At 57.0% G+C, this 24,710-nt stretch carries 18 protein-coding genes and 2 pseudogenes; 10 read left to right on the forward strand and 10 right to left on the reverse strand.

Annotated features, from left to right (window positions below):
• The first annotated feature begins 14 nt into the window (after positions 1 to 14).
• A complete protein-coding gene (locus tag LOM8899_RS06770; RefSeq protein ID WP_093991307.1) occupies positions 15 to 227 on the forward strand; it encodes a hypothetical protein in 213 nt (70 codons plus the stop codon).
• A 153-nt stretch (positions 228 to 380) separates the two neighbouring features.
• On the opposite strand, the gene LOM8899_RS06775 is transcribed toward LOM8899_RS06770, so the two are convergent.
• From LOM8899_RS06775 to LOM8899_RS06790, 5 genes are all read right to left on the reverse strand, one after another.
• Entirely contained in the window at positions 381 to 2,792 is a 2,412-nt protein-coding gene (locus LOM8899_RS06775; protein WP_168770483.1) for a bifunctional DNA primase/polymerase, read from the reverse strand.
• A complete protein-coding gene (locus tag LOM8899_RS23365) occupies positions 2,785 to 3,048 on the reverse strand; it encodes a hypothetical protein (RefSeq protein ID WP_168770484.1) in 264 nt (87 codons plus the stop codon). Before LOM8899_RS23365 ends, LOM8899_RS06775 begins: the two co-directional genes overlap by 8 nt.
• Positions 3,038 to 3,241, reverse strand: coding sequence for a helix-turn-helix transcriptional regulator (locus LOM8899_RS23905; RefSeq protein WP_370739294.1), 204 nt, complete (start codon positions 3,239 to 3,241; stop codon positions 3,038 to 3,040). Before LOM8899_RS23905 ends, LOM8899_RS23365 begins: the two co-directional genes overlap by 11 nt.
• A gap of 53 nt (positions 3,242 to 3,294) precedes the next feature.
• Positions 3,295 to 3,900: a hypothetical protein gene (locus LOM8899_RS06785; protein WP_133064985.1), complete on the reverse strand. Its 606-nt coding sequence runs from the start codon at positions 3,898 to 3,900 to the stop codon at positions 3,295 to 3,297.
• A gap of 725 nt (positions 3,901 to 4,625) precedes the next feature.
• Positions 4,626 to 5,843 (reverse strand): tyrosine-type recombinase/integrase, encoded by a 1,218-nt coding sequence (locus LOM8899_RS06790; protein ID WP_093991310.1) that lies wholly within the window; start codon positions 5,841 to 5,843, stop codon positions 4,626 to 4,628.
• A gap of 585 nt (positions 5,844 to 6,428) precedes the next feature.
• Between LOM8899_RS06790 and LOM8899_RS06795 the strand changes: the two genes are divergently transcribed.
• On the forward strand, positions 6,429 to 7,385 hold the full coding sequence (locus tag LOM8899_RS06795; RefSeq protein ID WP_093991311.1) for an IS5 family transposase: 957 nt from the start codon (positions 6,429 to 6,431) through the stop codon (positions 7,383 to 7,385).
• Between the two features lie 1,775 nt (positions 7,386 to 9,160).
• On the opposite strand, the gene LOM8899_RS06805 is transcribed toward LOM8899_RS06795, so the two are convergent.
• Both LOM8899_RS06805 and LOM8899_RS06810 read right to left on the reverse strand, forming a co-directional pair.
• The gene (locus LOM8899_RS06805; RefSeq protein ID WP_093991313.1) at positions 9,161 to 9,811 is read right to left on the reverse strand and encodes a thermonuclease family protein; all 651 of its coding nucleotides are present in this window, start codon (positions 9,809 to 9,811) and stop codon (positions 9,161 to 9,163) included.
• A gap of 5 nt (positions 9,812 to 9,816) precedes the next feature.
• Positions 9,817 to 11,811: a DUF2075 domain-containing protein gene (locus tag LOM8899_RS06810; RefSeq protein WP_093991314.1), complete on the reverse strand. Its 1,995-nt coding sequence runs from the start codon at positions 11,809 to 11,811 to the stop codon at positions 9,817 to 9,819.
• Positions 11,812 to 12,214: 403 nt separating this feature from the next.
• Between LOM8899_RS06810 and LOM8899_RS06815 the strand changes: the two genes are divergently transcribed.
• The 3 genes from LOM8899_RS06815 (at position 12,215) to LOM8899_RS06825 (ending at position 15,158) form a co-directional block, all read left to right on the forward strand.
• Positions 12,215 to 13,267 (forward strand): hypothetical protein, encoded by a 1,053-nt coding sequence (locus tag LOM8899_RS06815; protein WP_133064986.1) that lies wholly within the window; start codon positions 12,215 to 12,217, stop codon positions 13,265 to 13,267.
• Positions 13,268 to 13,563: 296 nt separating this feature from the next.
• Positions 13,564 to 14,322: a hypothetical protein gene (locus LOM8899_RS06820; protein ID WP_093991316.1), complete on the forward strand. Its 759-nt coding sequence runs from the start codon at positions 13,564 to 13,566 to the stop codon at positions 14,320 to 14,322.
• Positions 14,283 to 15,158, forward strand: coding sequence for a DUF6615 family protein (locus LOM8899_RS06825; RefSeq protein ID WP_306456477.1), 876 nt, complete (start codon positions 14,283 to 14,285; stop codon positions 15,156 to 15,158). The genes LOM8899_RS06820 and LOM8899_RS06825 overlap by 40 nt, the downstream gene beginning before the upstream one ends.
• Before the next feature lie 47 nt (positions 15,159 to 15,205).
• Here the strand turns inward: LOM8899_RS06825 and LOM8899_RS06830 are convergent, their stop codons facing one another.
• Positions 15,206 to 18,508, reverse strand: coding sequence for a DEAD/DEAH box helicase family protein (locus tag LOM8899_RS06830; protein WP_245820456.1), 3,303 nt, complete (start codon positions 18,506 to 18,508; stop codon positions 15,206 to 15,208).
• A gap of 757 nt (positions 18,509 to 19,265) precedes the next feature.
• Here LOM8899_RS06830 and LOM8899_RS06835 point away from each other — a divergent pair.
• Positions 19,266 to 20,126 (forward strand): annotated as a pseudogene (locus tag LOM8899_RS06835) (transposase); the annotation flags it as partial.
• A gap of 626 nt (positions 20,127 to 20,752) precedes the next feature.
• On the opposite strand, the gene LOM8899_RS06840 reads toward LOM8899_RS06835, so the two are convergent.
• Positions 20,753 to 21,649, reverse strand: coding sequence for a LysR family transcriptional regulator (locus LOM8899_RS06840; RefSeq protein ID WP_093991319.1), 897 nt, complete (start codon positions 21,647 to 21,649; stop codon positions 20,753 to 20,755).
• A gap of 117 nt (positions 21,650 to 21,766) precedes the next feature.
• On the opposite strand from LOM8899_RS06840, the gene LOM8899_RS06845 reads away from it, so the two are divergent.
• The 4 genes from LOM8899_RS06845 to LOM8899_RS06860 all read left to right on the forward strand — a co-directional run bounded on the left by LOM8899_RS06845 (position 21,767) and on the right by LOM8899_RS06860 (position 24,343).
• Positions 21,767 to 22,195 carry a DoxX family protein gene (locus LOM8899_RS06845; protein ID WP_093991477.1) on the forward strand — a complete coding sequence of 143 codons (429 nt, stop codon included), beginning with the start codon at positions 21,767 to 21,769 and terminating at the stop codon, positions 22,193 to 22,195.
• Positions 22,196 to 22,262: 67 nt separating this feature from the next.
• Complete coding sequence (locus tag LOM8899_RS06850; RefSeq protein ID WP_093991320.1) at positions 22,263 to 23,150, forward strand: VOC family protein; 888 nt, start codon at positions 22,263 to 22,265, stop codon at positions 23,148 to 23,150.
• Positions 23,151 to 23,159: 9 nt separating this feature from the next.
• Entirely contained in the window at positions 23,160 to 23,660 is a 501-nt protein-coding gene (locus tag LOM8899_RS06855) for a cytochrome b (RefSeq protein ID WP_093991321.1), read from the forward strand.
• Positions 23,661 to 23,737: 77 nt separating this feature from the next.
• Positions 23,738 to 24,343 (forward strand): protein-methionine-sulfoxide reductase heme-binding subunit MsrQ, encoded by a 606-nt coding sequence (locus tag LOM8899_RS06860; RefSeq protein WP_093991478.1) that lies wholly within the window; start codon positions 23,738 to 23,740, stop codon positions 24,341 to 24,343.
• 153 nt (positions 24,344 to 24,496) lie between these two features.
• On the opposite strand, the pseudogene LOM8899_RS06865 reads toward LOM8899_RS06860, so the two are convergent.
• A pseudogene (locus LOM8899_RS06865) lies at positions 24,497 to 24,710 on the reverse strand (transposase); the annotation flags it as partial.

Below are 24,710 nucleotides of genomic sequence, written 5' to 3' on the forward strand. Positions count from 1 at the left end.
GGGCGCGGCGTATCGTGCTTCACGACCAACCTGACGCGCTGCAGCCCGAGCGCCGACAGATCCTTGAGGTTTGGCTGCAGAACCCGCTGGAGGGGTGGGACGAGGTCGAGGCAGGGTGCACCCTCGGTGACGCGCTAGTCGATCTGGAAGGTATCGTTGCAGATGAAACCAACGCATCTGCGCTGCAAGATATCCGGCATTGGCTGGAGCGTATCGGCGCAGGGTAGCCTAGAAGGTGTCCGGCGCAACAAAGACAGGTTTTACCCGCTTACCGGGGTTGGTGCCGCCAGCGTGCGATGGCAGGCAAAATAAACCCGGCATACCCGCAAAACCAGTGGGGCCGACACCGCCGACCCCACCCCTGTTTTGTACCTGACCCTTTAGAAGGGCGTATCGATTGCCGGTGGCAGCCCAGGGGTCTCCAACCGGTAGCGTTTCACGCCTGACGGATCATCAATGCAAAGCAATTTACGCCCGCTGACGAGCCGATCTTTATGCTTCGCCAGATAGCGTCCGACGCTGCGGGTATTGAACACAGGCTTTGGGGTGCGCTCGGCAAGAGCCTGGTGCAGCGCAGCTGTCTTAGAACGTGGCGTTTTCGTTGCATCGTTCGCCAATTCCGCCAGAGTGACTGAACGTCCGCCAAGCGCGTCGGCCCAGAGTTCGAGAAGCTCGGCGAGCTCGTTCTTTCGCGGGTCATCTGCAATTACATTTTCGCGCGTGACTGCAGGGTCTTCTTCGCCCAACCATACCAGGGCCTCGCGGACCAGATTCCACCCTTCGAAGGACCCCAATGGGGTCATGCGGTTAGGTTTCCCCGCAACCACATAAGCGCGAAGGACCGTGAGCGCTGCCACGACAAGGCGCGGGCGGTCCGCCAAAACCTCAGCGATAAGGTCGAACGAGTGCTCAATTTGGTCAGGTCGCTCAGCTCCGGTATCGATGCGGCAGACCAGGGTGCGGCGTCCCAGGTCTCCCACGACTTCGAGGTTGTTACCCGTTGCCATCACGAGGACGTTTGTAAGCACCTGCTTCATCTCAGACTTGCCTAGAATGCGCGACGCGATGACCTCGGACGTCAGCATTGAGCACAATGTATCGCCCCCCAACTGGCGCTCGCAGTTGTCGATCACCAAGACCGCGTCGCCAGCCATCAAGATGCTGGCAAGACGCTTTTCATCTTCTTCAGGGGTTTTCCCCTGGTTGATGATGGTCGGCTTGTAGCCGGAGGCAATCACACCGACGGCCTCGCACAAGAGTGTCTTGCCCGAACCTGCCGTAGGCGCGTCTATCGCAAACAGCGGAGCAGTCGGTAGAATACGGCGGATCACCGAGGTGACGACGGCCGCCAACAGCACAGACCAGTCGGCCGGCGTCGGTAGCTGATACTCACGGAACGGCTTTCTCAGAACCCGCATCGCCTCTTGCGCGTCCGCGAAGCTCGGGTTGTTGGGTACCTGGGGAAACACCACGCCCCCCGGGTCGTAGAGCAGGCCGGACGCAGAATCATACCCAGGTTCTTGCAGGATCGTACCGTCCGCCCGCATGGTGGGACAAGACACGACACCCCGGAGTACCGGCGCGTGCCATTCGCCGACGCGCGCCAACAACGCCCTAGCATGTTCGTGGGGTGGATTGACTGGATAGGGCTCCTCCTTGCCGTTCCTCATCCAGATCGCCGAGATTGCGAATTTGTCCTTGAGCCAGGCCGAGCTGACTGGATGAATCAGCAAGGCTCCACTCGGGCGTTGTACGCCGTCGTCACCCTCGCTTTGAGGCAGACGCAAGACACGCACGAGGTTCTCGCCCCGCTGGTAGACACCAAGACCGGCGGCAAGCAGGGCTGCCTCAGCTTGATCTACCTCTGACGGTAGGTTGCCTCCTTGAAGGACGATCACCGGTCGGCCTGAACTGCCGCCTTTTCGTGTTGTGGCCTTGGAGCCAAGCCACTTGCGAAACGCCGGTTCCGCCTCTTCGATCTCAAGGCGGGAGCAGAGCTCAGGCAGTCCCCATACGCCCTCACCTGCATCGACGCGGGCGCGCGTGGCGGCGGCCTTACCACGTCGTTTTTCGGCTTCTTCATCACCGGCGAGCGATGCGACGCACACGATCAGGTCGTCGATCATCGCGTCTTCGAGGCCGGCACGCACGAGCACGCCGGCGATCATCATGCAGACTTCATCGCGCTGGCCATTAACTTTTGGATAGGCCATCGCAACGGTAGAGAGAACGGCGATGATCCCGCAGAGCTTCAGCAACTCATCAGCCTCGACTGTAGGAACAGAAGTCGCACCAATGTGCCATTGCACTCTCTCACCGCTCGGATGGATTGACGGCGGGAACATGGTTTGATGTCCGTCTCCCCGCACCTCGAGAAGCATCGCGCGCTCTGCAGCTAGCTTGGCCGCGACCTCTTTTGGCAGCTCAAACGTGTAGCGCCCCTTCTTGAGTTCGGCTTGGACGATGCGGTGGCTATATGGTGACCCAGGTCGGCCAAAACTCGGGAAGTCATCAAAGGTGATCTTGGCGAGTTCCGCTGCTTCGCGGCAGTCGTAATCGCAATCGATAAGGTTTCTTGAACGCTTTCCAAGCGCGATACCCACGTTGCTGTTTTCGGAAAACTCGGCCCGGATTTCAGCTTCAGACCATACCCGCGGTTCTTTCCATTTACCCGCTGGCGACTTCTGAAGGGGTGGGAGCCGTAACGGCTCCCACTCAAGTTTCATGTATGTTAGCGCTGCGGTTGCGGCACTTTCCATGGCGTCTAGCGACTGCGCGAATTGCTTAGTCATGCCTCGTCCCCCGATCACTGCAGACGTTGGCGTCAAGCCACTCCTGAACTTCTGCGAGAACGTACCATTCGTAATCGTGGTCGTGGACGAGCTGTGGACCCTTTCCGCTAGCTTGAAGCGCATCCCAGTAGGCTTCACTGGTGTTGGTCAGAATCGCAACAGTGCGTGGTAAGATATAGGTAGTTCGGCGAACTTCGTGCGCGTGGATGCTGACTGCGATGAACGCAGGCGTAATCTGTGGGATTTCAACAATCATGGTGACCTCCGTCAACGAAGGCATCCAGATCAACGCTTCGGTAGCGGACGGCCGTACCTCCGACCTTCACAAAGCGAGGACCGCGGTTTTGGGACCGCCACTTTTCCAGGGTCTGAGGGCTCACCGATAGCTGGCGCGCCGCCAGCTTTGTGTTCAAAAGTTCAGTGCTTCTGTGGGTCATGAAGACCTCCATTTAGTTTTCGGAGGCCTCCTATTGGTCACACATTTGGCGGTTCGTCAGCGTGTTTAATTCAGTGTATTAGCGTCCCGGCTTGGCAAGGACGGGTTCTCAAAAGGGATACCCAATATGACAAGCAAGTTCTTGATCTCTCGCAAGTTCATGTTCACCACATCGTCATGAGCGCGCGGACCCCAGCCAACAACGAGACGAAGCAGCCCATCTCGCTGATCATTGAATTTGTTGACCAAATTACGGATCTTTTCATCCCGATTGTGGGGCCGGTAGCCGTTGTCTTGCTGTTCTCTCCTAGTTAAAGCGATGCGCGCCAACTCGGTAACGGATGTGCAAGCCGTATCATCAATGTGGAGCCAGAACGGAACGTATCTCTCGTCCACCTCATACGGACCGCGTTCGTCTGCATACTTCTGAGCCATCGTTATTAGCTCTGGGATGTCGAGGGCGACAGGCTTGCCGCTTGGAGGTGGGATGCCGAAGAGCGCCTTCTTGGCTGATCTCAAGCGGACACCCGGGTCATCGGTCTTCGAGTTGGTTGGATTTGCACGAATGAAGCCCAAAAGAGCAGCATCGACCATTGCCATAATACTTGGATTGTCTTTCCAGTCGTCTTCCATTCTTGCTCCAAAAAAGTGGCCCGACACTTCGGGGGTCATAGTTTAACCCTTGGCACACTGCCAATCATCTTGTCTCACGGAAGGCCTAACAACGCCGCTCCTATTTGCATATCCTGGTAAGGCCTTCGCCAACGCGGCCCGCGTGGTTGCCGATGGGCGGCAACATGTACTTTTGGTGCGAAGCTTCGCAGGCGTACACGCGCGTGCAGGTCGGCAACAAAGAACCCGTGCACCACGATCATGTTCAAAAATGGCCAACGGCATAGATGATGGCCCGTCAGCCCTATCAGCCAGGCCAGTGCAGAGATCACCGAACGCGGGAAGCACGATCGCCGACAGGCACAGCAACCCGGTCCCAGGTGTCAAGCTCAGCCCTGCTTCCCTTGCGACCCGCGAACAACCCCAGCCGAAGCTCTCGCCAGCCTTGTCCTGACTTTGACCAGAATCTGGCCGTTCTTCTTCTCACTATGATCCAAGTGATCGGCACATCCCTTCGCGAGGGACAGTCGCCCCTGGGGGGCACTCGTCCTCCCCGTTGGTAGGGTGGGGTGGGGGTATAGGCTGCGGTGTGATGGCTAGGCTGGGGCCAAGGGCGCCCTGCTACGGGGCCTACACGGCGCGCTGCCAGTGCGGCTGCACTGTGCAGGGCGCCACGTGCCACGTGGGGTCAGCCCATGCCGTTGGTTGGCGGTGGGCGCTGGCCCTGCACTGGCGTGGTGTGCCAGGCACCGGGTTGGCACTGCCAGCCTGCCCCCTACCGCACGTCAGGCGGCGGCATCGCCTGCTTCTTGGGCCGCCATGCGCTGGATCTGGGCCTCGGGCGCGCTCACCCGCTTGAGTATCTCTGTCGCCACAGCGTCCACCGGCCCCCGCAGCCGTTCCGCATTGCTGACGATGTAGCCCGCTGTAACGTCGCCACTCAGCCGGTGGTTTAGCAACCGCTTCAGGGCATAGTGCGGGATGTCCAGGCTCTCGGCGACGGTGATGAACGTCCGACGCAGATCGTGCAGAGTGAACTTGACGCCCGACCGTTCAGTGACCCGGGCCGTGAACTTTTTGGTCTCTACGATGTGCCCCGTTTTGCCTTTGCTCGGGAATACCCAAGGCGACTTGCCGGTCAACACGCGCCGCGCCTGAAACAGGTCCACCAAGTAGGTGGACAGCGGCAGGTCCAAGGGATCGCCGTTCTTGGTCTTCGGGATATGCAGCGCCCGCCCGCGCAGATCGATGTACTCCCACCGAAGGCTAGCAATCTCGTTGCGGCGCATGCCGGTGAACAGGGCGACCAGAAGAAAGTCCCGCGAATACTCCGGCTCCAGCATCACCGCAGCCCACCATGCTGGCAGGTCTAGCGCGGCTACAGAGGTCCTGCGCCGTGTCTCCTGATGCCAAGCGCGGGCCTGGGTGAGGATGGTGGCTGGGTTTGGTGGAAAGCTGTCATGCGAGGCAGCCGCCACATTGTAGACAGACCGGAAGTGCCGCATCACGTTGTTAGCCGTTACCGCCCCATGGTCCTTGCCCACCCGCTGATGCCGCTTCAGCACCATTTGGCGGGTGATGGATACCAAGGGCATTTTTGCCCAGTCCTTGAGGTACTTGTCGAACGATCGGCGGTACATGCCAATCGTGCTGGTTGCCAAGGACGCGCCACGGGTTTGCAGGAACTGGTTGAACGCGGCCGCGACGGTGATGGTCTCCTCGTACTGCTGCCGCTTTTTTGCGTTTGGGTCCACGCCACCCGCCATGTCGATCAAGTGCCCCATGGCCACCTTGCGGGCTGCTTCGACGCTGAACACATCCGTTCGCCCAATCGATATGCGCTTGGTCCTGCCAAGCACTTGGCCCTCAACAAAGTAGACCTTGGACTGTGTACCCACCCGGACCCCAAGGCCCGTTAGGGTTTCGTCCCGGTACAGAACCTGGCCCGCCTTGGGGAAGGGCAGGGCATCAACCGAACGTTTGGTAAAGTGTAGTTTTGGCATTTGAGACCTCCTCTGGCCTCAACTAAACGTACTGCCGAAATCAAGAAAAAGCAATGACTATCAGATACTTATCAGGATATTCCTGTGTCGTCCGGTATGATCCAAGGCTGTCCTACGCTGTCCTACGCGCATGCGCGATACGGCAGGTTGGAAGATCGCACACTAAACACTCCCAAGGACGACTAGAGCTCTGCGATGTGCTGATAGGAAACGACAAAACACCCCAAGTGGGGTCGGACCTCGAGCGGCCGCTGGTGCCGATGCTTTTGCAGGCTCGATGATGGGGTGGGGTGCCTGTCGCTCGTAATTGAGTTTACTAAGCAACCGCACTCAATGAGGCCCACAAATGATTTCGCCGTACGAAGGGCAAATGTTTGCCATACATCTGCCCATGCATTGAGCCATTGTATGGGTCATGAGTGGAGGACGGTTAAAATGAAACGAATGACACTCGGGGCACTTAGTGCGATTACTCTAATTGTTTCTGCTTATGTCCTGGCTTCCGTTCTTTGGGAACGTCTGAAAAACCTCCCGCTCTTAGTCTGATCTGGTAGTCTCTGGCATCCCCTGCAAGGAGCCCATCAGATGCCAAAGCAACCTGCATTCCCTGGCCTCCGCGATGCGATGAAGAAGAAGCAGGCGCGGCGCGAAGTGTTCCTGTCCGAGATGGAGGCGGTGGTCCCTTGGGGGCGGCTGTTGGGACTGATCACACCACATTATCCAAAAGCCGGACCGAAGGGCGGGCGCCCACCGATGCCCATTGAGACCATGCTGCGCGTCTACTTCCTCCAGAATTGGTATGCTCTGAGCGATCCGATGGCGGAGGAGATGCTCTACGACAGCGAGGCTATGCGCCGCTTTGCCGGGATCGAGCTGGGCGACGACCGTATTCCGGACGAGACCACCATCCTCAACTTCCGCCACCTGCTGGAGCGGCACGGATTGACCGAGGCGATCTTTGTGGAGGTGAATGCGCATCTCGCCGACAGGGGCATCACCTTGCGCTCCGGCACGCTGGTGGATGCGACGATCATCGATGCGCCGTCATCGACCAAGAACAAGGCCAGGGCGCGAGACCCCGAAATGTCGTCCACGAAGAAGGGGAATGACTGGTTCTTCGGTATGAAAGCGCACATCGGCGTCGACGCCGGAAGTGGCGTGATCCACAGCCTCGAGACCTCGACGGCCAAGCTGCACGATAGCCAGGTCTGGGATGCTCTGCTGCACGGCAACGAGACCTCGGTCTGGGCTGACAAGGGTTATGTCAGTGCCGAGCGTGCGGCCGCGTTCAGTGGCCCTGGCAAGTTCTGGGGCGTCATGCGCAAGGCCCCAAAGGGCGGCAATCTGCATCCACTTGAGGAAAGCACCAACCGCATCATCGCCAAGGTAAGGGCCAGGGTCGAGCATCCCTTCCGTGTCATCAAACGCCAGTTTGGCCATGTGAAGACCCGCTACCGCGGCCTCGCCAAGAACCGGGCCCAGCTCTTTACGCTGTTCGCGCTCGGCAACCTCTTCCTCGTGCGACGAAAGCTGATCTCATGAGGACGAGTCCGCCCGGAAACGGGTCTCACGCCCCAAGAGCGGCACGGAAAGCATCAAATAGGCCGCCTTCGCCTACGAAAGGCGTCGCAAAAACGGTCAGACAGTAGTCTCGGCGCAGCCGGCGCCGTTGATCAGACGTTCCTTTGGTCTAGAGATGTCCTCGCCGATAGTGGCTCTCAAGGTGCCACCGAGATAGTTCAGGCTCAAACTAGCCAGGCCAATTGGTCCAACCGTGAAATTTGCCGCGCGGCTGTAAAGACGTATTTCTTTTTGGAAAGCCTGCCTGTGGATGCGCCAAGTGTTAGGGGTTACGACGGCTTTCGATCACAAGCCGGAAATCTCTATGGTTGCGAGGTGTCGGGTGACGTAACTGCTTTTAGATGGGTCAACGACACGAGCGGCAACATGAGTAGCCGTTCCACTAGATTCACAATAAGTGGCAACCGTTTAACGGTGATCTCAGACATGCAGCGCGAAGTCTTTGCAAACTAGTGTTCTGCATCTGACGCAAAGTACCCCCTAAGGAAGAGAAATTTGTCGTGCCAGTTCAAGCCGTACAAGGTTCGGTTTTCTCGGCGCGCAGGTACTATTTGGCGGACGGCGAACACCAGTAGATGGGGGTAGATGATCTAAGAATTAGGTTTCGGCGAGTGCCGCATTTTGGCCAAAACGGGGCCAATTTTCTGATGCAGTGATACGAACAGTTATGATCCCCAAAATCATCTAGTTAGAGGACTGAAGCGATGGCAGAGACGAAAAAGGATGGAAGCGCCCTAATGGGGCTGGGAGTCTTGGCGGTTTTGGGTTATGCGTTTTGGCCCTTTGGAGACACAGTGGGCGAAGGTCCTTCCCTGTACAGAGATCTTCAGGCCGAACGTAAGGCAAGCGAGGCACAAGCCCAAATCGATGGCCCCTACACCATTGTTGTCCATTACGTGGATGGGAGTATGAAGGTTGTGGGACGCGGCGACTTGGACCAATGCGCAGCGAGTAGGAACGCCGCTGTCGCGCTAATGGATAGTGGTACCAGCCGTCTACAAGTGGAATGCATTCGAGACTAGTGTTCTGCATCTGACGCAAAGTACCCCCTAAGGAAGAGCAATTTGTCGTGCCAGTTCAAACCGTACAAGGTTCAGTTTTCTTGGCGCGCGGGTAATTTTTGTCAGACGCCGAACACCAGGTGTTCAGTCAAAGAAAACTAAGGTGTTCCATGAGAATATTTGCCGTTGCCATGCTATGCCTAATTACGACCCCGTTGGCTGCCGAACAATTTACTGGCGTCTTGGTGAACCCCAGAACAGGATACGTGAGCGCGATCATTGTTGTGGATAGGGCAACTTTGCGACCCGAGCATCTTTCGGCTTGCGGTACCGGTTGTGAATTTACAGACTTCATGTTGCCTGGACAATGTATGGTCGTATCGGTTTCTCGCCGTGAGGCGTCATACGGGTATCATTTTGGACCATTTGACGATTTAGCCAACTCGCGCAGCCAAGCTCGTCGCTTTTGTGAAAGGTATGGCGGAACGGAGTGTCGGGAATATCAACCGATTTGCGGTTAGGATCTACAATAAGTCTGGATTTTTCCAATTACCGCAACGCAGAACCCGAAGAAATCGCCCCTATAGACCATTGGCCGACCGTGCACTAACATTCCAACTGGACCACGCGACGGCGTCAGACCAAGTGATTGTCCCTATAAGCAATCTACTTGGCCCCAAACTCGGGCTGCACCTGTCAGGCAGGCCAACGGACCTGTCGATGGGGAGGGGTATGCTACCACGTGCTCCGGCAGTAGCCCGGGTAAGCTCCAGAAAATCGCTCGGCTTCCTGCTGGAGTGCAGCATAGGTGCGCAATGGATCGTACCGGGCACACCTACCGCATATACCTTGTCGGATGAGTTCAGCGCCAAGGTCTCGTCCGTCGGCTAGACTGCAGCGCCCGACTTCGCGGTCGTAAGTCTGCTCACCGTTGAGCGTGCAAGTTACCGCTTCCCCCGACGCTAGAACCTGCATGGCCATGGTGGCCTGATTACCAAGGGGCGTCCCCCGCTCGTCACAGGTCAGACCATTGAGGCGGATAACTTGGCCGTTCACTTCAATGGTGTCGCCATCGCGAACATGCGTCACGCGCCCGGTGAGTGTCGTGTCGTTCAAGCCCAGATATGGCACCAGTTGAAAGAAGGCTAAGAGCAAAACCGCGAAACCGATCAGTAAACCTGGCAGCATTGCCTGAGGGCTTGGCAAGCGCCGCCTAGCAGCCTTCATTTTCTGCTTGGGACGCCATGATTGCATTTGCACCACAGTGGATGAGGGGTCGCTGCGCGGTCGGATCAGACGCCGCCCAAGCCAACGGCCGAATGCAGCGCAGCCGAACATGAAGAGCACGAGGCCAAAGATCAGTACGACGAGGTTTACCTGCTCCATCGCCTCTACTCTGCAGCTGGGGCCAAATTGGTGGTCACGTGTTTCTCCAGGACCGGTATCCCACAGCGTTGAAGGAAGGCGAAGGTTTCATCATAGAATGAGGGCGGGCGGGTTTCGTCGGCCGGATCGCCTTCCGGGACAAAGATCACCATGCCCTGACGAGCTCGGGTCAGCAGGACGCGATAGCTGTTCTCAAGGTAGAGCTTCCGCTCGGCTGCGTTGACGGACTGCCAAACGGTCCCTCTGAACCCATAGTGGCGCCACGCCCCATCAATGAAGCGCAAATTGGCATCCCAGCACATGCCGACCCAATCCAACTCAAGCCCTTGGATGTCGAACTCGGTGGCGACCTCTTCGAGGTAGTAGGAAGACCTGACATCAGATTGATCATTCAAGAACCATGTTGCTGGATCGATACCAGCTTTGATGTGGATGCCCTCTGGCCGGAGGCGATGGGCGCCCGAAGATGCCACCAACCCAAAGCGCTCTGTTCCCCTAGCTACTGTTCTCAGCCAGTCTTGGGCCTCGTGCAGATTCCGGGTTAGCCAAATGGGATATCGCGGTCTCACGGTCTCAAAGAGGTCTGCCGCGCGTTCAGCATTCCCGTCGATTATGCTGCCCACAAAGGCGGAAAGGGTTTCTGCCCGGAAGGACCGCATAGACACTGACAGATGCAAGTCAGGGTGTTTTGAGACGGCAGGGGCCCGAAGCATGGCAACGGCTTCGGTATCAACGGTGTAGTGGGGGTCCTCCAGCAAGGCAGAGGCATGGACATCCCAATCGGGAAACCTCGTCGCCAATGCCTGTAGCCACTCGAGGATGCCAGCCTCACCTGTATTGATTTCTTGGCCACCGCCGATCAGGCAGACGACCATGCACCAGTCACAATGGCGATCCATGACACTGATGAGGAACTCCGGTTCAGACTGTGAAAAACCGTCCTGGCCGCGTTTCCGTTGCATAAAGTTCGATGCTTGCTCCTTCGTCCAGGCGCGCTGGGCCTCGTCAAAGACAACAACTTTCTCGTCCGGGGCGTTGAGGTCCCTTAAGTACTCGTCTCGGAAGTGATGGATGTTCTGTAGAAAGCTGCGCACCCGTCGCAAAGCGTCCTTCTTGCTGATGCCATCGCGTGCGGCCTGATCCCTAGCCAGCGCTTCGCGGAGTACATCGACCAGGGGTCCATTGCCCGACAGAAACACGGCATGTTCATCTTGGTGTGCAGCAGCCCGCTTTGCGGCAATGTTCAAGCCGGCTAGGGTCTTTCCGGCGCCTGGCACACCCGTGACGAAGCAGATCGACTTGCGGCCTTCTCGCTTTGACGTCTCGATCACCTCTGCGATGCGGGCACTGGTTGACTGAAGGTTCTTAGCGCCGGCATCAGACCGCGCAATTTCTTGGACGTCGTGGTTTTGATAAAGTGCTTGGGCCGCCTCGATGATTGTTGGCGTCGGCTGATATCCGCTGCTCTCCCACTCCGCAGCGTTGATTTCGCCTTGCCGCACTTCGATCAAGGTTGCTCTAAGTGCAGCAGCTATGCCCGAACTGCCAACGCAAAGCGGAGAGGCGACCTTGTCGGATGCGAGCGACAGATCGCCGGCCTTGGTAATCGCCTTGGTCGCAACCAAGATCGGAACGATCGGTAGACCGTGGCTGCCTTTGTGGAAGTTCTTAAGATCGAGGGCGTAGTCGTGCACTTGGTCGATGGCGTGCCGATCGAAAGTCGCCGATCCAACTTTGAACTCGATCACGAAGACGATCCCGCCTAACAGCAGCACACAGTCCGCCCGCTTACCCATCCGGGGGATGCTGAACTCAAAATAGAGATTGGCATGAGGCCATGAGGCGAGCTGCTCTTTGAGAACCTGTATCTGCCCGAGCCAGGCGCGTTTTTGCTCCTGCTCAAGGTCATGTCTATGGCTTCTGGATAGCTGCCCAAAGATGTGGTCGGGCGCTTCGGTCAAGAACTGAGCGACAGTTGCGGAATAGTAGGCCTGATTCAACGTCTACCCCTTCTTCAAGCGATCACAGGCCTCAAGCCAATTGTTTCATGAGCTGTGTCACGATCGCCCGGCAACTATGCATGAAGCAAGAGCTATGACTAAAGATCGCCACTACAAATCAAACGGAGGGGAAATCTGGTCCCGTCTCTTAGCATTTTTGGGCGGGCGATCCGAGCGATCAGTTGATCCGGACCCGAGGGAGAGCCGCCCCCAATGGGGTACTCACGATGCCCGTTGATGGGGCGGGGTACGCAGGTTTTACCGTGTTTGCTGGGTTTGTTGGGGCCGGTGCGCTCTGGAGCAAGGGGACCGCATGATTGCGCTTACCTTTTTCATTTCGGCGGCACTCTATACTAGTATGAAAGCATAAGGTCGGTGCACCCCAAGGTAAGAAGGACATTAGATGGCAGGTGGAATTCTGGCGCATTTGGGCCGTCGACTGACAAAGCAACAAGAGTTGCTGGCGACGGAAGGTCTGGCTTACCTACTGCAGAATTCGGAGGCCTGCACTGGAGCGCTGCAACGCATAGCGTTTCAAGTCGGATGCAACTTGCCTAGTGCGATAAAGTATCGGCCGGAAGTGACGGGTAGTGAGCGAGAACGCCCTGATGTCGTTGGCTTTGACGACCAAAGCAAGGAAGTTGCGATAGTCGAGGGTAAGTTCTTTGCCGGTCTAACTGACAATCAGCCAAACAGCTACTTAGCTCGTTTGTCGAAGGCCGGCGGCGGCCTCATGTTGTTCGTCGTCCCGGAACTCCGCATGGCACGGCTATGGATGGAGATCGTAAATAGGGCCGGTAAACAATTTGGGATCGGGCAAGTTGAAGAAATTGTAGGCGGGAGAGCCCATGCCAAAATTTCGAACAATACAACACTGATGATCACATCTTGGCGGCAACTTCTTGATGAAATGATGATCGCTGCGAGATCCTCCGGAGATGCGATAACTGCCGACGTCTTCCAGTTGCAGGTTCTATGCGATCGAATCGAAGGCGAGGCGTTCCTTCCCTTTAACTCCGAGGAACTAACTGGCTTAATGCAACCCATCCGCCATCGTGACTTCTGCAACCTCGTGGACGCAATAGTCGACAATTTAAAAAGGTCACAGCATCTATCAACCGAGGGCTTGAACGCAACGCCGCAAAGACAGGGTTACGTGCGATATGTATGGGTTGGCGCAAACAAGGGGCGGTTAGGGGCATCAGTCGGCCTTCGCTATGATCTTTGGCTTGCGTCGGGAGGAAACCCGATTTGGCTCGGCGTCCAGGACGCCGACTCGCTAACACTGAGACCCATTTACCAGCGTGTCGGAGCGCAATTTGACCTAAATGTCGTCGAAGAGGGACCACGGATTAACGTGGCGCTACCGTTGGGTTCGGGCTTGGAATTCGATGAGCATGTCGCGGCCGCAACCGAAGTAATAAGGGCAATTGTCCAACAAAGTCGGGCCATATAGTCCTGAGCGCACCCTCTTCTCCCCGGTTACCTAAGTGCAGACGATTGATAGAACAGGCGTTTGAGCTGTGCTATATGATATTTCTTATGTCATTTGTCAGATTGAGACTTACCATAAGGGCGCTTACACGCAAAAAAGTGCAGTCAGTTTGCGCCAGAGCTAGAACTAGTCCAAGGGTTCGCCAGCGCGGCGCTTTTTCACTTCAAGGCTCAGTCTAAAAATGTATCATTCAGCCTATGAGATAGCCGTACTGCGGCATAATTGGTTGAATGTATTGAGACTACATTGGAGAAAAAATGTTTGAAGAAGACAACGCTGACAGCGCAGTGGCTTTTGCCCGGGACTTTCTTGATCGCTATACCGCGGTTGGCTTCGGAGCTCTTTCGAAACGCGAAGTTGACCTGCTACTAATCCAATTGCTCCAAAGGCATCTACTAGGGTTTCACGCGAAGTCAGACTTTGACGCGGCTCTCATGCTTCGCACGACGAAGCGCAAGATCCGTGGGCTGAGGGACGAGGTGTCGTTCCGAGACGCTAGGGATGAAAACTATTTGAACACCAGCCTTCGACAAGAACTGAAGCGAGCGGAAGTGCTGCCAAGTGACCTTGGGATGATCAAGATCCAGCTCGACGATGCTGTTTTACGGGGCTACGCTGAGAAAATTGTGCGCTCAGAGTATGGGATCGTGGATAGTTCATTCAATTCAGCGATACTTCAGCTTTCTGGCGAAAAATACCTCCTGTTGTGTTTGACGGTTCTCACCCCGGAGGAACGTGATCAGGCTCAACAAGCGCTCGCAGAAATCCGCCCCCCACAACCACAGGAAGACGGCCAACAAGAGACCTTGTTTACGCGGTTCAAGGACGCCTTTGTAGCGGGCGCTGGTCAACAGGCGGGTAAGCTTTGCGTTTCGGGCGCTATGGCTTTGGTGACTGGTGGTGCGAGCATCATACTGGAGACCTCAGAGCCATTAACAGAAGCAGGCCGAGGTATTGGGCGAGCTCTTCAGCAGTCATGGGAATACTTCACACAAGATCAACAAGTCGGAGAATAGGTTTGAGCCTTTGTGTTTCGTTTCAGGAAATGTCGAAATGGACTTGGTCGCAGCTAGAACGCAGCTTCCGCCTCAATGCACCCTTCAATGAGGAGACCATTACAGAGACTATTTTGCTTGAACTGAAGGACCGACACCCGACTGATATCGCGATTGTAAGCTTCTCGAAGATTCAGGAGAAAAGACTTGGTGCTGATTGGGAATTTTGGTTCACCGACAAAAATGGACAACGAGGTATTGGCTGGAGAGTGCAAGCAAAAAGATTGTACCGCCCGGCCGAAGAGTACAGTGCTTTGAAACCGTCCGAGACCGCTTCTTCATCACAGATTCAGACACTCATATCGCAAGCGCAGAGTCAGGGGCTGGTTCCGATATACTGCTTTTACAATTCTGTTTCCGACCCGAACGATGTAGCTCAAGGCTGGGCTTGCCGTTCGTTTTCGGCGAATAAATGGCTTTTTGGTTGTTCTATCGCCCATGCAGTGGATGTCCACAACCTTGGAAAGAGGGATTTTAAGGCTGTTTCGCAGATATCGATGCCTTGGCATTGCGCGGTGTGTTGCCAAGGTTTCTCGCGGCCTGAGAGCGATCTACCGCAACGAGTTGCCGGAGTGAGCAGAAACCTTCCTAACTTCGGTCGCGACACAGACGCCACAGCTGACTTATCCACTGATCTCCCTGAGTATGTCAAACTATTGGCACAGGAGAGTGTTTTCCGGGGAGATATCTCTGGATCAGAGATAGACTTCGAAGAAACTTTGTATGGGCTTTCCGAAGGTGAATCCAAACAGCTCCGCGGTGTTGCCGTATTCAAACACACCGAGGCTGACGAGTGAAACGCACCTGAATTTAAAATAATGGACCTTTTAGGAGTTCGTATCGCTCAGTGTTCGCCCGCTCCGCCGGAAAAGAAGACCACCGAAACTCGTCGGCCAATCTCCGGTTCATGATTGCGTGAGAGAAGCTCTGCTTCCTCGATCACCTTGGACATCTTTTGGTGTACCTCGTCAGCATGGTGAGCGTCATTTTCAAGTTTCTGCAGAATTGCTTGAATCGCGATGTAACCCTTCGGCAGGTCCTCGTAGGCGAAGCTGTCCCGCACCTCTTGCTTGGCTTGCTCCCAGAAGGGATCGAGCAGCCTGCTCCAAGACTCACAGATCATTTCGATGGCGGGGAGGGACAGGTGCCCGAACAGCTCTTGATCGTCGTGGTTCTTGTCGCCCCGCTGGCTCATGAACTCATCGCACGCTTTCATCAAGCTTTCAACGCGTGCTGGGCGTAGGTCCCATTCTGTAAGCACTCCAAGTTGGCCAGAGACGGTCTCAAGCGCGCTTGCCAGATCCTCCTCTGTCATCCTGGTCTGTTCCATGCCCAGGCTTCTGGTCCGCTCGTATGCTGAATCAAGGGTCTTGGCGCAGGCCAGCTGACCTCGCTCCAAAGTCAGGCCAGTCTCAGAAGGACGCAGCAGCAGCAAACGCGGAGGGAAGAAGTTGGTCGGCTTGTCGACGCCTTTCAGATGCAGCGCGGTGAAGCTCTCTCTGGCGGACAAGAAAGCTAATTCAGCGCCCCAAGTGCCTTCGATTTTTGCCTTGCTGATGAGCCCGTAGCGCTCCGGAGAGATCTTCTCTTTGGTCCGAGCTAGAACGTCGTGGAAGTTATTGTCCCGCAGGCGCCTGGCTGATCCGAGGTATCTCGTCACGCTTTCCAGGATTACTTCAGTGTCGTCCGAGCCAACCTCCTGCACAGCATCGATCAGTTCTTCGCCTGCAAGTGTTCGATAGTTCTCGATGCGGTTGGTTACCTTCTCGTCCGATGCAAACTGACCGACCGGAATATCGACAAGGTGGTAGTTCACGATCCCAAATTGACTGTCGATTCGGTCGATGCGCCCCAATCCCTGGATGAGTTCTTTGAGGTTTGACGTTACCCCAAGCAGAACAAGCGTATCGGCTGACTGTAGGTTGATACCCTCAGCCATTTTATAGGTTAGGAAGACCGATGCTGGCCCTTCCGGGGCGTTCTTCCCGCCAGGACGAAAGTAGGACTCTACGGACTTGCCGTGCGTGATCCGTCGAAAGCCATCCGGTCCGTTGCCAAAGATGGCCTTCACTGCCCTCTCATCACCCTTCGTCTGGTTGCCAACAACGAAGTTCGTGTGGTGACCGCGGCGTGACAGCGCTTCAGCGAAGATTTCGAGTGTGTCTGTGCGCTCTGCGAGGAAGACAACCCGGTCCATCTGTTGCTGGATGCGGTGGCAGGCTTCGTACCGCTTTTCGTCAACCTCGCGTAGCGAACGCGAGTTGAGCTTTTGGGCTAGAGCGTCACACTTCTCGGGTGCCGCCAGCGTGTCGACGCCAAGCAGACCGAACATGTCGGACTGACCTGGGTGCGGCGCTCTATGCCCCTTCTTGGAGCCTTGCTCAAATTCCCGCAGCCACTTTCCTATAACGCCGTGAGACATCTCCCAAGCTGCCTGCGCTGCGTTCACTCGAAGTATGTTCAGTAGGTTGCGGATATGGAGCTGATCCTGAGTACTTTGCTGCGTCTTGACGTGGCCGAAACGACTTTTCTCTACTGCCGTAACCCGCCCGCCGGGCGCGAGGTCATTGCAGAGTGCCACGATTTCGTCGAGGCGTGCCTTCTGAGGTTTCGTGAGCTTCAGCGTTTTGGGTCGTCCATGATTGGCAAGCTTGGGGTAGCCATGCTTGGAGCGATCCTCGTCCTCACCAATGCATCGGCGCTGGCGGCGCGCCAAAAAAGGCGAAATCAGCTCAGAGAGTTCCGTGCGAGCCTGCCGTGAAAGAGCGGTTTCCGGTTCGGATAGGACAGCAAGTGGTGCCTTCTGATCGAAAATATCAGGCGAACTTTGCATTTCGCGTTCGAACAGCTCACCCATGGCCTGGATGTAGTCTGGGGTCATGAAGATGGAGGCACGCTTTTCCTGCATATGGGTAAGCCAGTCGACGTCACGATTGCCCAGCAGCGTGGCAGACAAGCAGACATTCCAGCTTGGTGGTGCGAGCTCGACCGCTGCAGCCATCTGGGATGCCTGTTCGAAGCCGGGCGTAACCGTATGGCTTTCGTCGATGATAAGTATACCGAACTGATCGAGTCTCAGACCGGTCTCGTTGTCGTCGCCAGCTCCTCTCAGGCGCTTCTTCGAAAGACTGGTGTTTGGTATGGCCTCCAAAGAGTTCGTGGAGTGCTTTTCCCAACTCGGGATAACCTTCGGCGGCGCGATGACAGCCGCGTTCTTCCTGGCGACTCCGTGAACGGGAGAGCGTGGGATGACTCGAGAAAAGGTTTCCGACAAGGCCTCGGCGAGGTGGCATCCGATCTCGGTTTTACCCGAGCCTGTAGGTGCTTCTACGAAGGCGATACCGTTATCGTATGTGATAGAGCAGGCCTCGTAAGTCAGCTCCTGTTGATATTCATAAAGGGTGTGACCGGTGATCTCTCGACGACGGCCTGTAAGCCAGGGTTCAAAGCCCTTCTGCTCCGCGATTATGCGCGCCATGGCGTCTTCGGCGGTGGCGGGCTTTATCAGCTTGTCGAGGATCTCTAGCGCTTCTGCAGTCCAGTCGGTCGAAACGTCCCAAATCTGCTCAGCCGCCCTGGTACGCTCAAGCTGAAGCTGATGCGATCCAGCGTCGAGCCCATCTGCATACTCAATATTGCTGTAGAGCCCTGAGCGAGAGAAGTTCGCCGAGCCCGTCACCGCGCCTATTGGCGAACTCAAAATCTTGGAATGCATCCGTCGATCCCCGCTGATCCCCAATCGGGTCTGGGCTAACACAGGGTCAAAGACGCGAAGCTCAATCTTGCGAGTTTGGATCGCCCGCTTTGCAAGCACTGCGAGCAGGTCATCGTCGTCCTCGACCTGCAGGCCGGACTTCTCCAGCCAATAGAGCTTCATTTCTTCAGTCACAGGTCTCGGCTCTGCCAACCGTCGAGAGTTCCCCGTATCGATGCCGAATGATATCCGAATGCGAATGTCTGGGTCTGTGTCAGGGTCTTTTAGCTCCTTGACCTCTTTCATCAGGACGGCGAGCGAAGAAAGGAAGTCTTGATAGCCAGTCACGATCAGGCAGTCGCCAGACGTGATGTGCGGCCGGTAGAGGTCAATGACAGGCCGGTCGATATTGGTCCCGACCTTGGGCGCAGCCGCGAGGTCGGTCTCGGCCAATTGGGTGGCCTTAGGTTTGTCAATGTTCTGTGGCTTTGGACGGAGCCAATTCGGAAGCGAAAACAATAGCTAATACCATGGAAAGCGGGTTGCTTAGACTATGGATGTTCTTTCTAGCCTTGGGCAATGAATCTTTTCGGTCAGCCTAGTGTCGAGCCACTGCTTTCTGCATTCATTCCCCGAGGCCAAGTTAGCTGGCGAGAGAGGGTGGACCGGGAGCGGCCTACCGCCTCCCAACAGCACGGCCCGTGCTTGGGGTGGGGTGTGCCGGGTTTGACCGGTTTGCCGGGTTTACTGGCCTTGGCCCCAACCAACTTTGCATGCCGCAGCTAGCCTGTTGTTTCAGCACGCCGACCCTGGGTTCCAACATCCGGAAGCGGCGGCAGGGTTGGACGCGGCGGTCCCTACTAGTAGGGGATTAGTAGGGGATGTACGTCAAACGTTCTCCAACTTCATCCAGCGTCTTCCAAGACCGGGACGAAAAATAGTCAATTGATTATAGTACGTTATCAAACTCCAGGTGGCCTGGTCCGGTCACGTCCAAGATATGGACGGCAAAATTCGTAATGATGGGGTCGGGGGTTCGAGTCCCTTCAGCGGCACCAGTTCTTCAAGACAAACCATAGAGTTGGTTTGAGAGTCGGTTCGCACCAGTTCAATATAAGGTGTCCGAGAGCGCGTGACTTTAGATCCACGGTCAGGACTCATTGAATTTCGCTTGGCAGTGTGTTTGAGCGTTTGAAAAACGAGCGGTGACATCTCTGATCTCTTCTGGCTGAACGATGCGCGGATGGTCCGTTTGGAGCCCTAATTACAAAATTCCACGGCGAGCCTCGCGCAGATGGTGGTCGGGTTCCAAATGCGATTGTCTTCACCAATTGCGATGGCTTGCGGTGGCGGGATGCCCTCAGGGAATACGACTCGCACAAGGCAAGCTACAACCACGGGACGCGTTGGAGGTGAGCGGCAATCGCCACTGGGTCGAGTGCATCCACGAACAGGGCATCTTCGCTCAGATGATGTCCGACTTGGCGGCGGATCACGCCGAGAAGCAAACGGTCTTGGTCGACGCGACCTACCTGAAGGTAAATCGTGCGGCGTCCAGTTTGACCGTCAAAGGGAAGGCGTGAGCGCTTGATTGGCCGCACCAAGAACGGCCCGACCATGAGACTGCACGCCATCTGTGACAGTTGAGCCTTGTCGCGCCATTGGTCCGAGCGACAATGGCGAATGTCGCCCACTCAGCTCCTTCGTCACCGCCAGACGGGTCAGCGACGACATCCGCGCGACGGCCAAGTTGAGCAGCCGGCAAAGGGTCGACTGGCGGCTCGGGGATCGCGGCTACGATTCAATTCGGTTCCGAGGTGCGTTAAAGGACAAAGTGATGCGCGCCGATCAGGGCAGATTTGATCCACTGGATCAAATATGACTGCCCCTCAACCCCGGACGAAGGCAGCAAAGGACGCCCGTCAAATACGACAAGCGGCGATACAAGCGGCGCAACCGCATTGAGATCGTGTTCGCTAGGTTGAGGGACTGGCGGCACGTGGGAACTCGGTACGACAGGTGCCCGAAGGTGTTATTGTCCACCACCATACCCACCGCCAACGCTATTTATGGGCCACGCATCCTGAGCGAAATTCAAATCGGGCAAGTTGTACGTGTGAGCGGACTAGGCCGCGCTGTTGCTAGTTGCTTCATCGAAATGCTTTGACGCAACCTTCCACTATATGGGCAGCACATTCTCGAGTTGCGACCTTCATTACCGAAAGCAGAATATAGTCTCGTCTCTTTACGATAAATTGCGTAGATTGTTGATAAAATTGTTGCGGTGCAGGATGGGAGAAAAGCGGAATAATACCTTTGTGGCGAGAGCTCGACTGCTACGGCTATTTTCGAGGCCTAATCGAACCCGGGAGTAGCAGTACGGCGCGTCGTCGACGATGATTATTCCGAACTGGCCGAGTCTTTGTTCGGTCTCCTTGTATTAGCCGTTGCTTTTGACGTTCCTTTTGAGAAATTGTGTTTGACAGCGCTCCAAGAAAGTACGTGGAGTGTCTACCATTTGGGGATGACCCTCGCTGCGGTACAGCATCGCGGGGTCAGTGATTTCACAATGTGAGACACATCGCTGCCGTCGGTGCACTTGGTTCAAACGGCCGCCCTTTACCTCGTTCGCTCTCCACCAGCCCCGCGCCGACGAGCATTCGACCACCAGACAGAGCACATCTGTTTGGCGATTGGTTACTTCAAAACAGTAGAGAACCCGTCAGGCCCGGCCAGAAAATCAAGGAAGCTTCTGACCTTCGCAGGCAGATAGCTGCGATCGGCATAGATGGCCTGAATGTGCAATTTCGGCCAGGCGATCTTGGGCAAAACGGTTTCAAGTCGACCCTCCCGTATGTCGTTCTGGGCCGACCAGTTTGGAAGCATGGCAAAGCCCATGCCAGCGACGGCCGCTTGGTGAAGAATGCTTTCGTTTGAGCTCACCAAAACCGGCCGGAGCTTGAGATCGACGCCGTTTTCGCCACCGAACCTGATGCGCCCGTCCGCTGCGACCTGTGAATAGGCCAGGATCGGGGCGTCGATCAGATCGTCCGGCGTCTCGGGGCGGCCAAAGCCGTCGAGAAACGCGGGCGCAGCCACCATTTGGAACGTGACCTCCGCCAGCTTTCGCGCGATCAGACCTTCGTCCAACTTGAACGCGACGCGCAGCGCCAGATCGATGCCTTCTTCGACCATGTTTATCTTGCGGCCGCTCAGGTCGATATCAAACGCCACATGCGGGTTTTGCCGATGATAGGCGGTCAGAATTTTCGCAAAGGCCGGATTGGACATCCAGACAGGCATCGACATCCTTAATGTCCCACGCGGCGACAGGCTGTCCGTGGTCAATTGCGCTTCGGCCTCGGCCAGCCCGTCGAGCAAAGGGCGGATCGTCTGCAGGTACTGAGCGCCCGCCTCGGTCAGACTCACGTTGCGGCTGTTGCGATTGAGCAGGCGGGCGCCGACGCGCGCTTCGACATGCTTGACGTGTTTGCTCGTCATCGCAGGCGAAAGACCAAGCCGCTCGGCTACGGCCGAAAAGTTCTTTTGTTCCGCGACTTCGGCAAAGACGCGCAGGCTCAGAAGCGTATCCATTATCAACTCACAGTAAATGCTGGATCAAAAAATAGCCTAATGATGCGGCCATGGGGAAGGTTTATTCATCCCCTCAGCAAAACACGCTCCCGTAGCATTTTTATGAAAGAGACCGACATGACGACGATTGACACGAACCCCGTTCAAACCAGCAAGGGGTGGACCATCGGCCTTTGGGTCGCTCAGGCCCTGCTCGCCGCGATGTTCCTGATGGCCGGATCGACGAAGCTGACCTCCGGCTCAGCCGAATTGGTGGCGATGGGGATGGGCTGGGCCGAAAACGCGCCCTTCCTTCTGATCAAATTCATTGGATTAGCCGAGGTCGCAGGCGCGCTCGGCCTGATCCTGCCATCCGCGACACGCATCATGCCACAGCTGACGAAACTGGCCGCAGCCGGTCTTGCCGTCATCATGGTTTTGGCAGCCGGCCTGCACATCACCCGCGGCGAGTTCGAAGTGGTGCCTGTGAACGTGATCCTGTTTGCGCTGGCCGCCTTCGTGATCTGGGGGCGCACAAACAAGGCCCCGATCGCGGCACGCGCCTAAAGCGTCCTAACTCGCGGCCCGGTTTCTCCCACCGGGTCGCCCTTTTTCTTCAGCAGGTTGCCTTCCGATGCTCAAATCCGTGGCTGTCGCCGATACGACTATCTCCGCGCAACGTGACCGCCTGTCCTGGGGGGTGGTCGAACTTCAGGTCACCGACCTCGATCGGGCGGTTGCCTTCTGGACCTCGGCCCTCGGGCTGATCGTTCGCGATACCGCAGCACCCGGAGTCGCGTTGGGAACGAGGGTTCGGACGCTGATCGTCCTTCATCCCGGCGCCGTCGTCCCTGTCAAAGCGCCCTTTACCGGCATGTATCACCTCGCCATCGGCATGCGCAGCCAAGCCGAATTCTCGCGCCTGCTCGCGCGTTTGATCCAAAGGAATGTGCCGGTCGCGCCGACGGATCATTTGATGGCGAAATCGCTCTATCTCCATGATCCCGACGGGCTGGAAATCGAAATCACCCTCGAGACCCCTGAACGGTTCTCGCATTTCGGCGATATGAGCCGTGGCCCTAGACTGTATGACGTCGACGGCATTGTCCATTCAGGACGCGGGCCGCTCGACGTGAGGGCCGAGCTGTCACACGCCGCGGGCGCCGACCCGATGGCACCGATGGCGGGCGACGGCTACGTCGCGCATCTGCACTTCAAAGTGGCGGCCCTAGAGCCTGCCCTGAACTGGTTCGAAACCCTCGGATTCGAGCGCCACCTGACGCTGGACGGCTGGGGCTTTGCCGATATGGGCGCAGGCGCGCCCAACACGCACCGTTTGGCCATGAACACCTGGGCCGGGCCGAACCGGCCGCCCATGCCGCAGGATATGGCCGGGTTGGTGCATTACGAACTGATCGCCCACGGCGATCTCGCAGCCACACCCCATCTGCGCCAGGACGGCGATGTCCGACGCGGCACCGATCCCGCGGGTGTCGCCGTCACCCTGCGCACGGACATATAGGAGCCTCCAATGAGCACTACTCCCACAGCATACCGCCCTGCTCAGATCATTCTGCATTGGGTGGTTTTCGGAGCCATCTGGGTGCAGTGGCTTTTCAACGAGCCGATGAAACGCACCATCGAAGCCATGCAGACAAACGCCACGCCGGCCGGCAATGACATGACGATGGCGTTGGTTCACGTGAGCTTTGGCTCGATCATCTTTCTTGCTGTGCTGGCACGGCTTTACCTCCGGTATCGCTACGGTGCGCCGGGGCACGCTCCCGGAACATCCGCCGCTCAGGCCAAGGTCGCCACGGTGGTGCACTGGTCGCTCTATGCCACGCTGATCGGCATGGTGATCACCGGCGGCATGACATGGAACGGTGTCGCGGATCTGGGCTATGTGCACTGGCTTTTGAACATCGTGCTCTTCGCCCTGATCACGGCCCACGCCGCCGCCGCCATCTTCAACCAGTTCGTGCGAAAGGACGGCACGCTGCGAAGGATGATCCCCGCTCGCGCCAAGTGACGGAACGTGCCCGGGCCGCCGTGACGACAGGCGGCCCGGGCAGGTCGGCCACCGAAACAATCAAACCGGATATCGAAATGCAGCGTTTCTTCACCCTCACCTCACCTTACCTGACATGGCTGGTGCTGGCCTCCCTCGGGATCATGATGACCGTCACCGCCCTGACGTCCACGGACCCCCGGGTCTTTCATCAGCTTGTGCACCCATCCGGTGAAACATCGGCAAGGCTGCTGATCGTCGCGATGATGGCGACGCCCCTGTCCATGCTGCTGAAAGGATGGCGAGGACCGCAATGGCTGAAACGCAACCGTCGCTATCTGGGCGTGGCGTCGTTCGGCTATGCGCTGCTGCACACGATCTTCTATCTGCTGGACAAGGCGTCGCTGAGCACCGTGGTCGATGAACTGCCGCGCTTCTATATCTGGACCGGCTGGATCGCGTTCATCATCTTCGTGCCGCTGGCGCTGACATCCATGGACTACTTCGTGCGCAAAATGGGCACGTGGTGGAAGTGGCTGCAACGTTGGACCTATGCCGCCGCCGTGCTGACCTTGGCCCATTGGGCAGCTCTGCATGATTGGAACGGAGCGGCGCCCGCCCTTGTCCACTTTGGCCCGCTGATCGCGCTCGAGGCTTACCGCGTCTGGTACTGGTATCTGCGGCCACGGCCCGCAGCGGCCTAGCGACGGCCTGAACGTCGTGGATAACGGCGCCGCGCGGACATTCGGCGTCAGTTGAGAATTTCATCGCGACGCCGACATCGCGGATCGCAGCCATGCGCACTTGCCCGAGGGTTGTTCGGTAATGGGCCGTCTAGGGCTCAGGCTCATTGATCTTCAAAGCCAGAACATGACGGTTTCCGCGAGTGCGACGGCGGACAGGAAGGTCTTGGCGCATCTGTCATAGCAGGTTGCGACTCTGCGCCAGTCTTTTAGGCGACCGAACATGATCTCGATGCGGTTGCGGTGGCGATAGCGCCGTTTTGTCGTAGCGAACAGCTTTGCGGCGTGACTTCCAACCGGGGATGCAGGGGCGTATCCCCTTGTCTTT

The sequence above is a fragment of the Flavimaricola marinus genome (assembly GCF_900184895.1).
Lineage (GTDB): Bacteria > Pseudomonadota > Alphaproteobacteria > Rhodobacterales > Rhodobacteraceae > Flavimaricola > Flavimaricola marinus.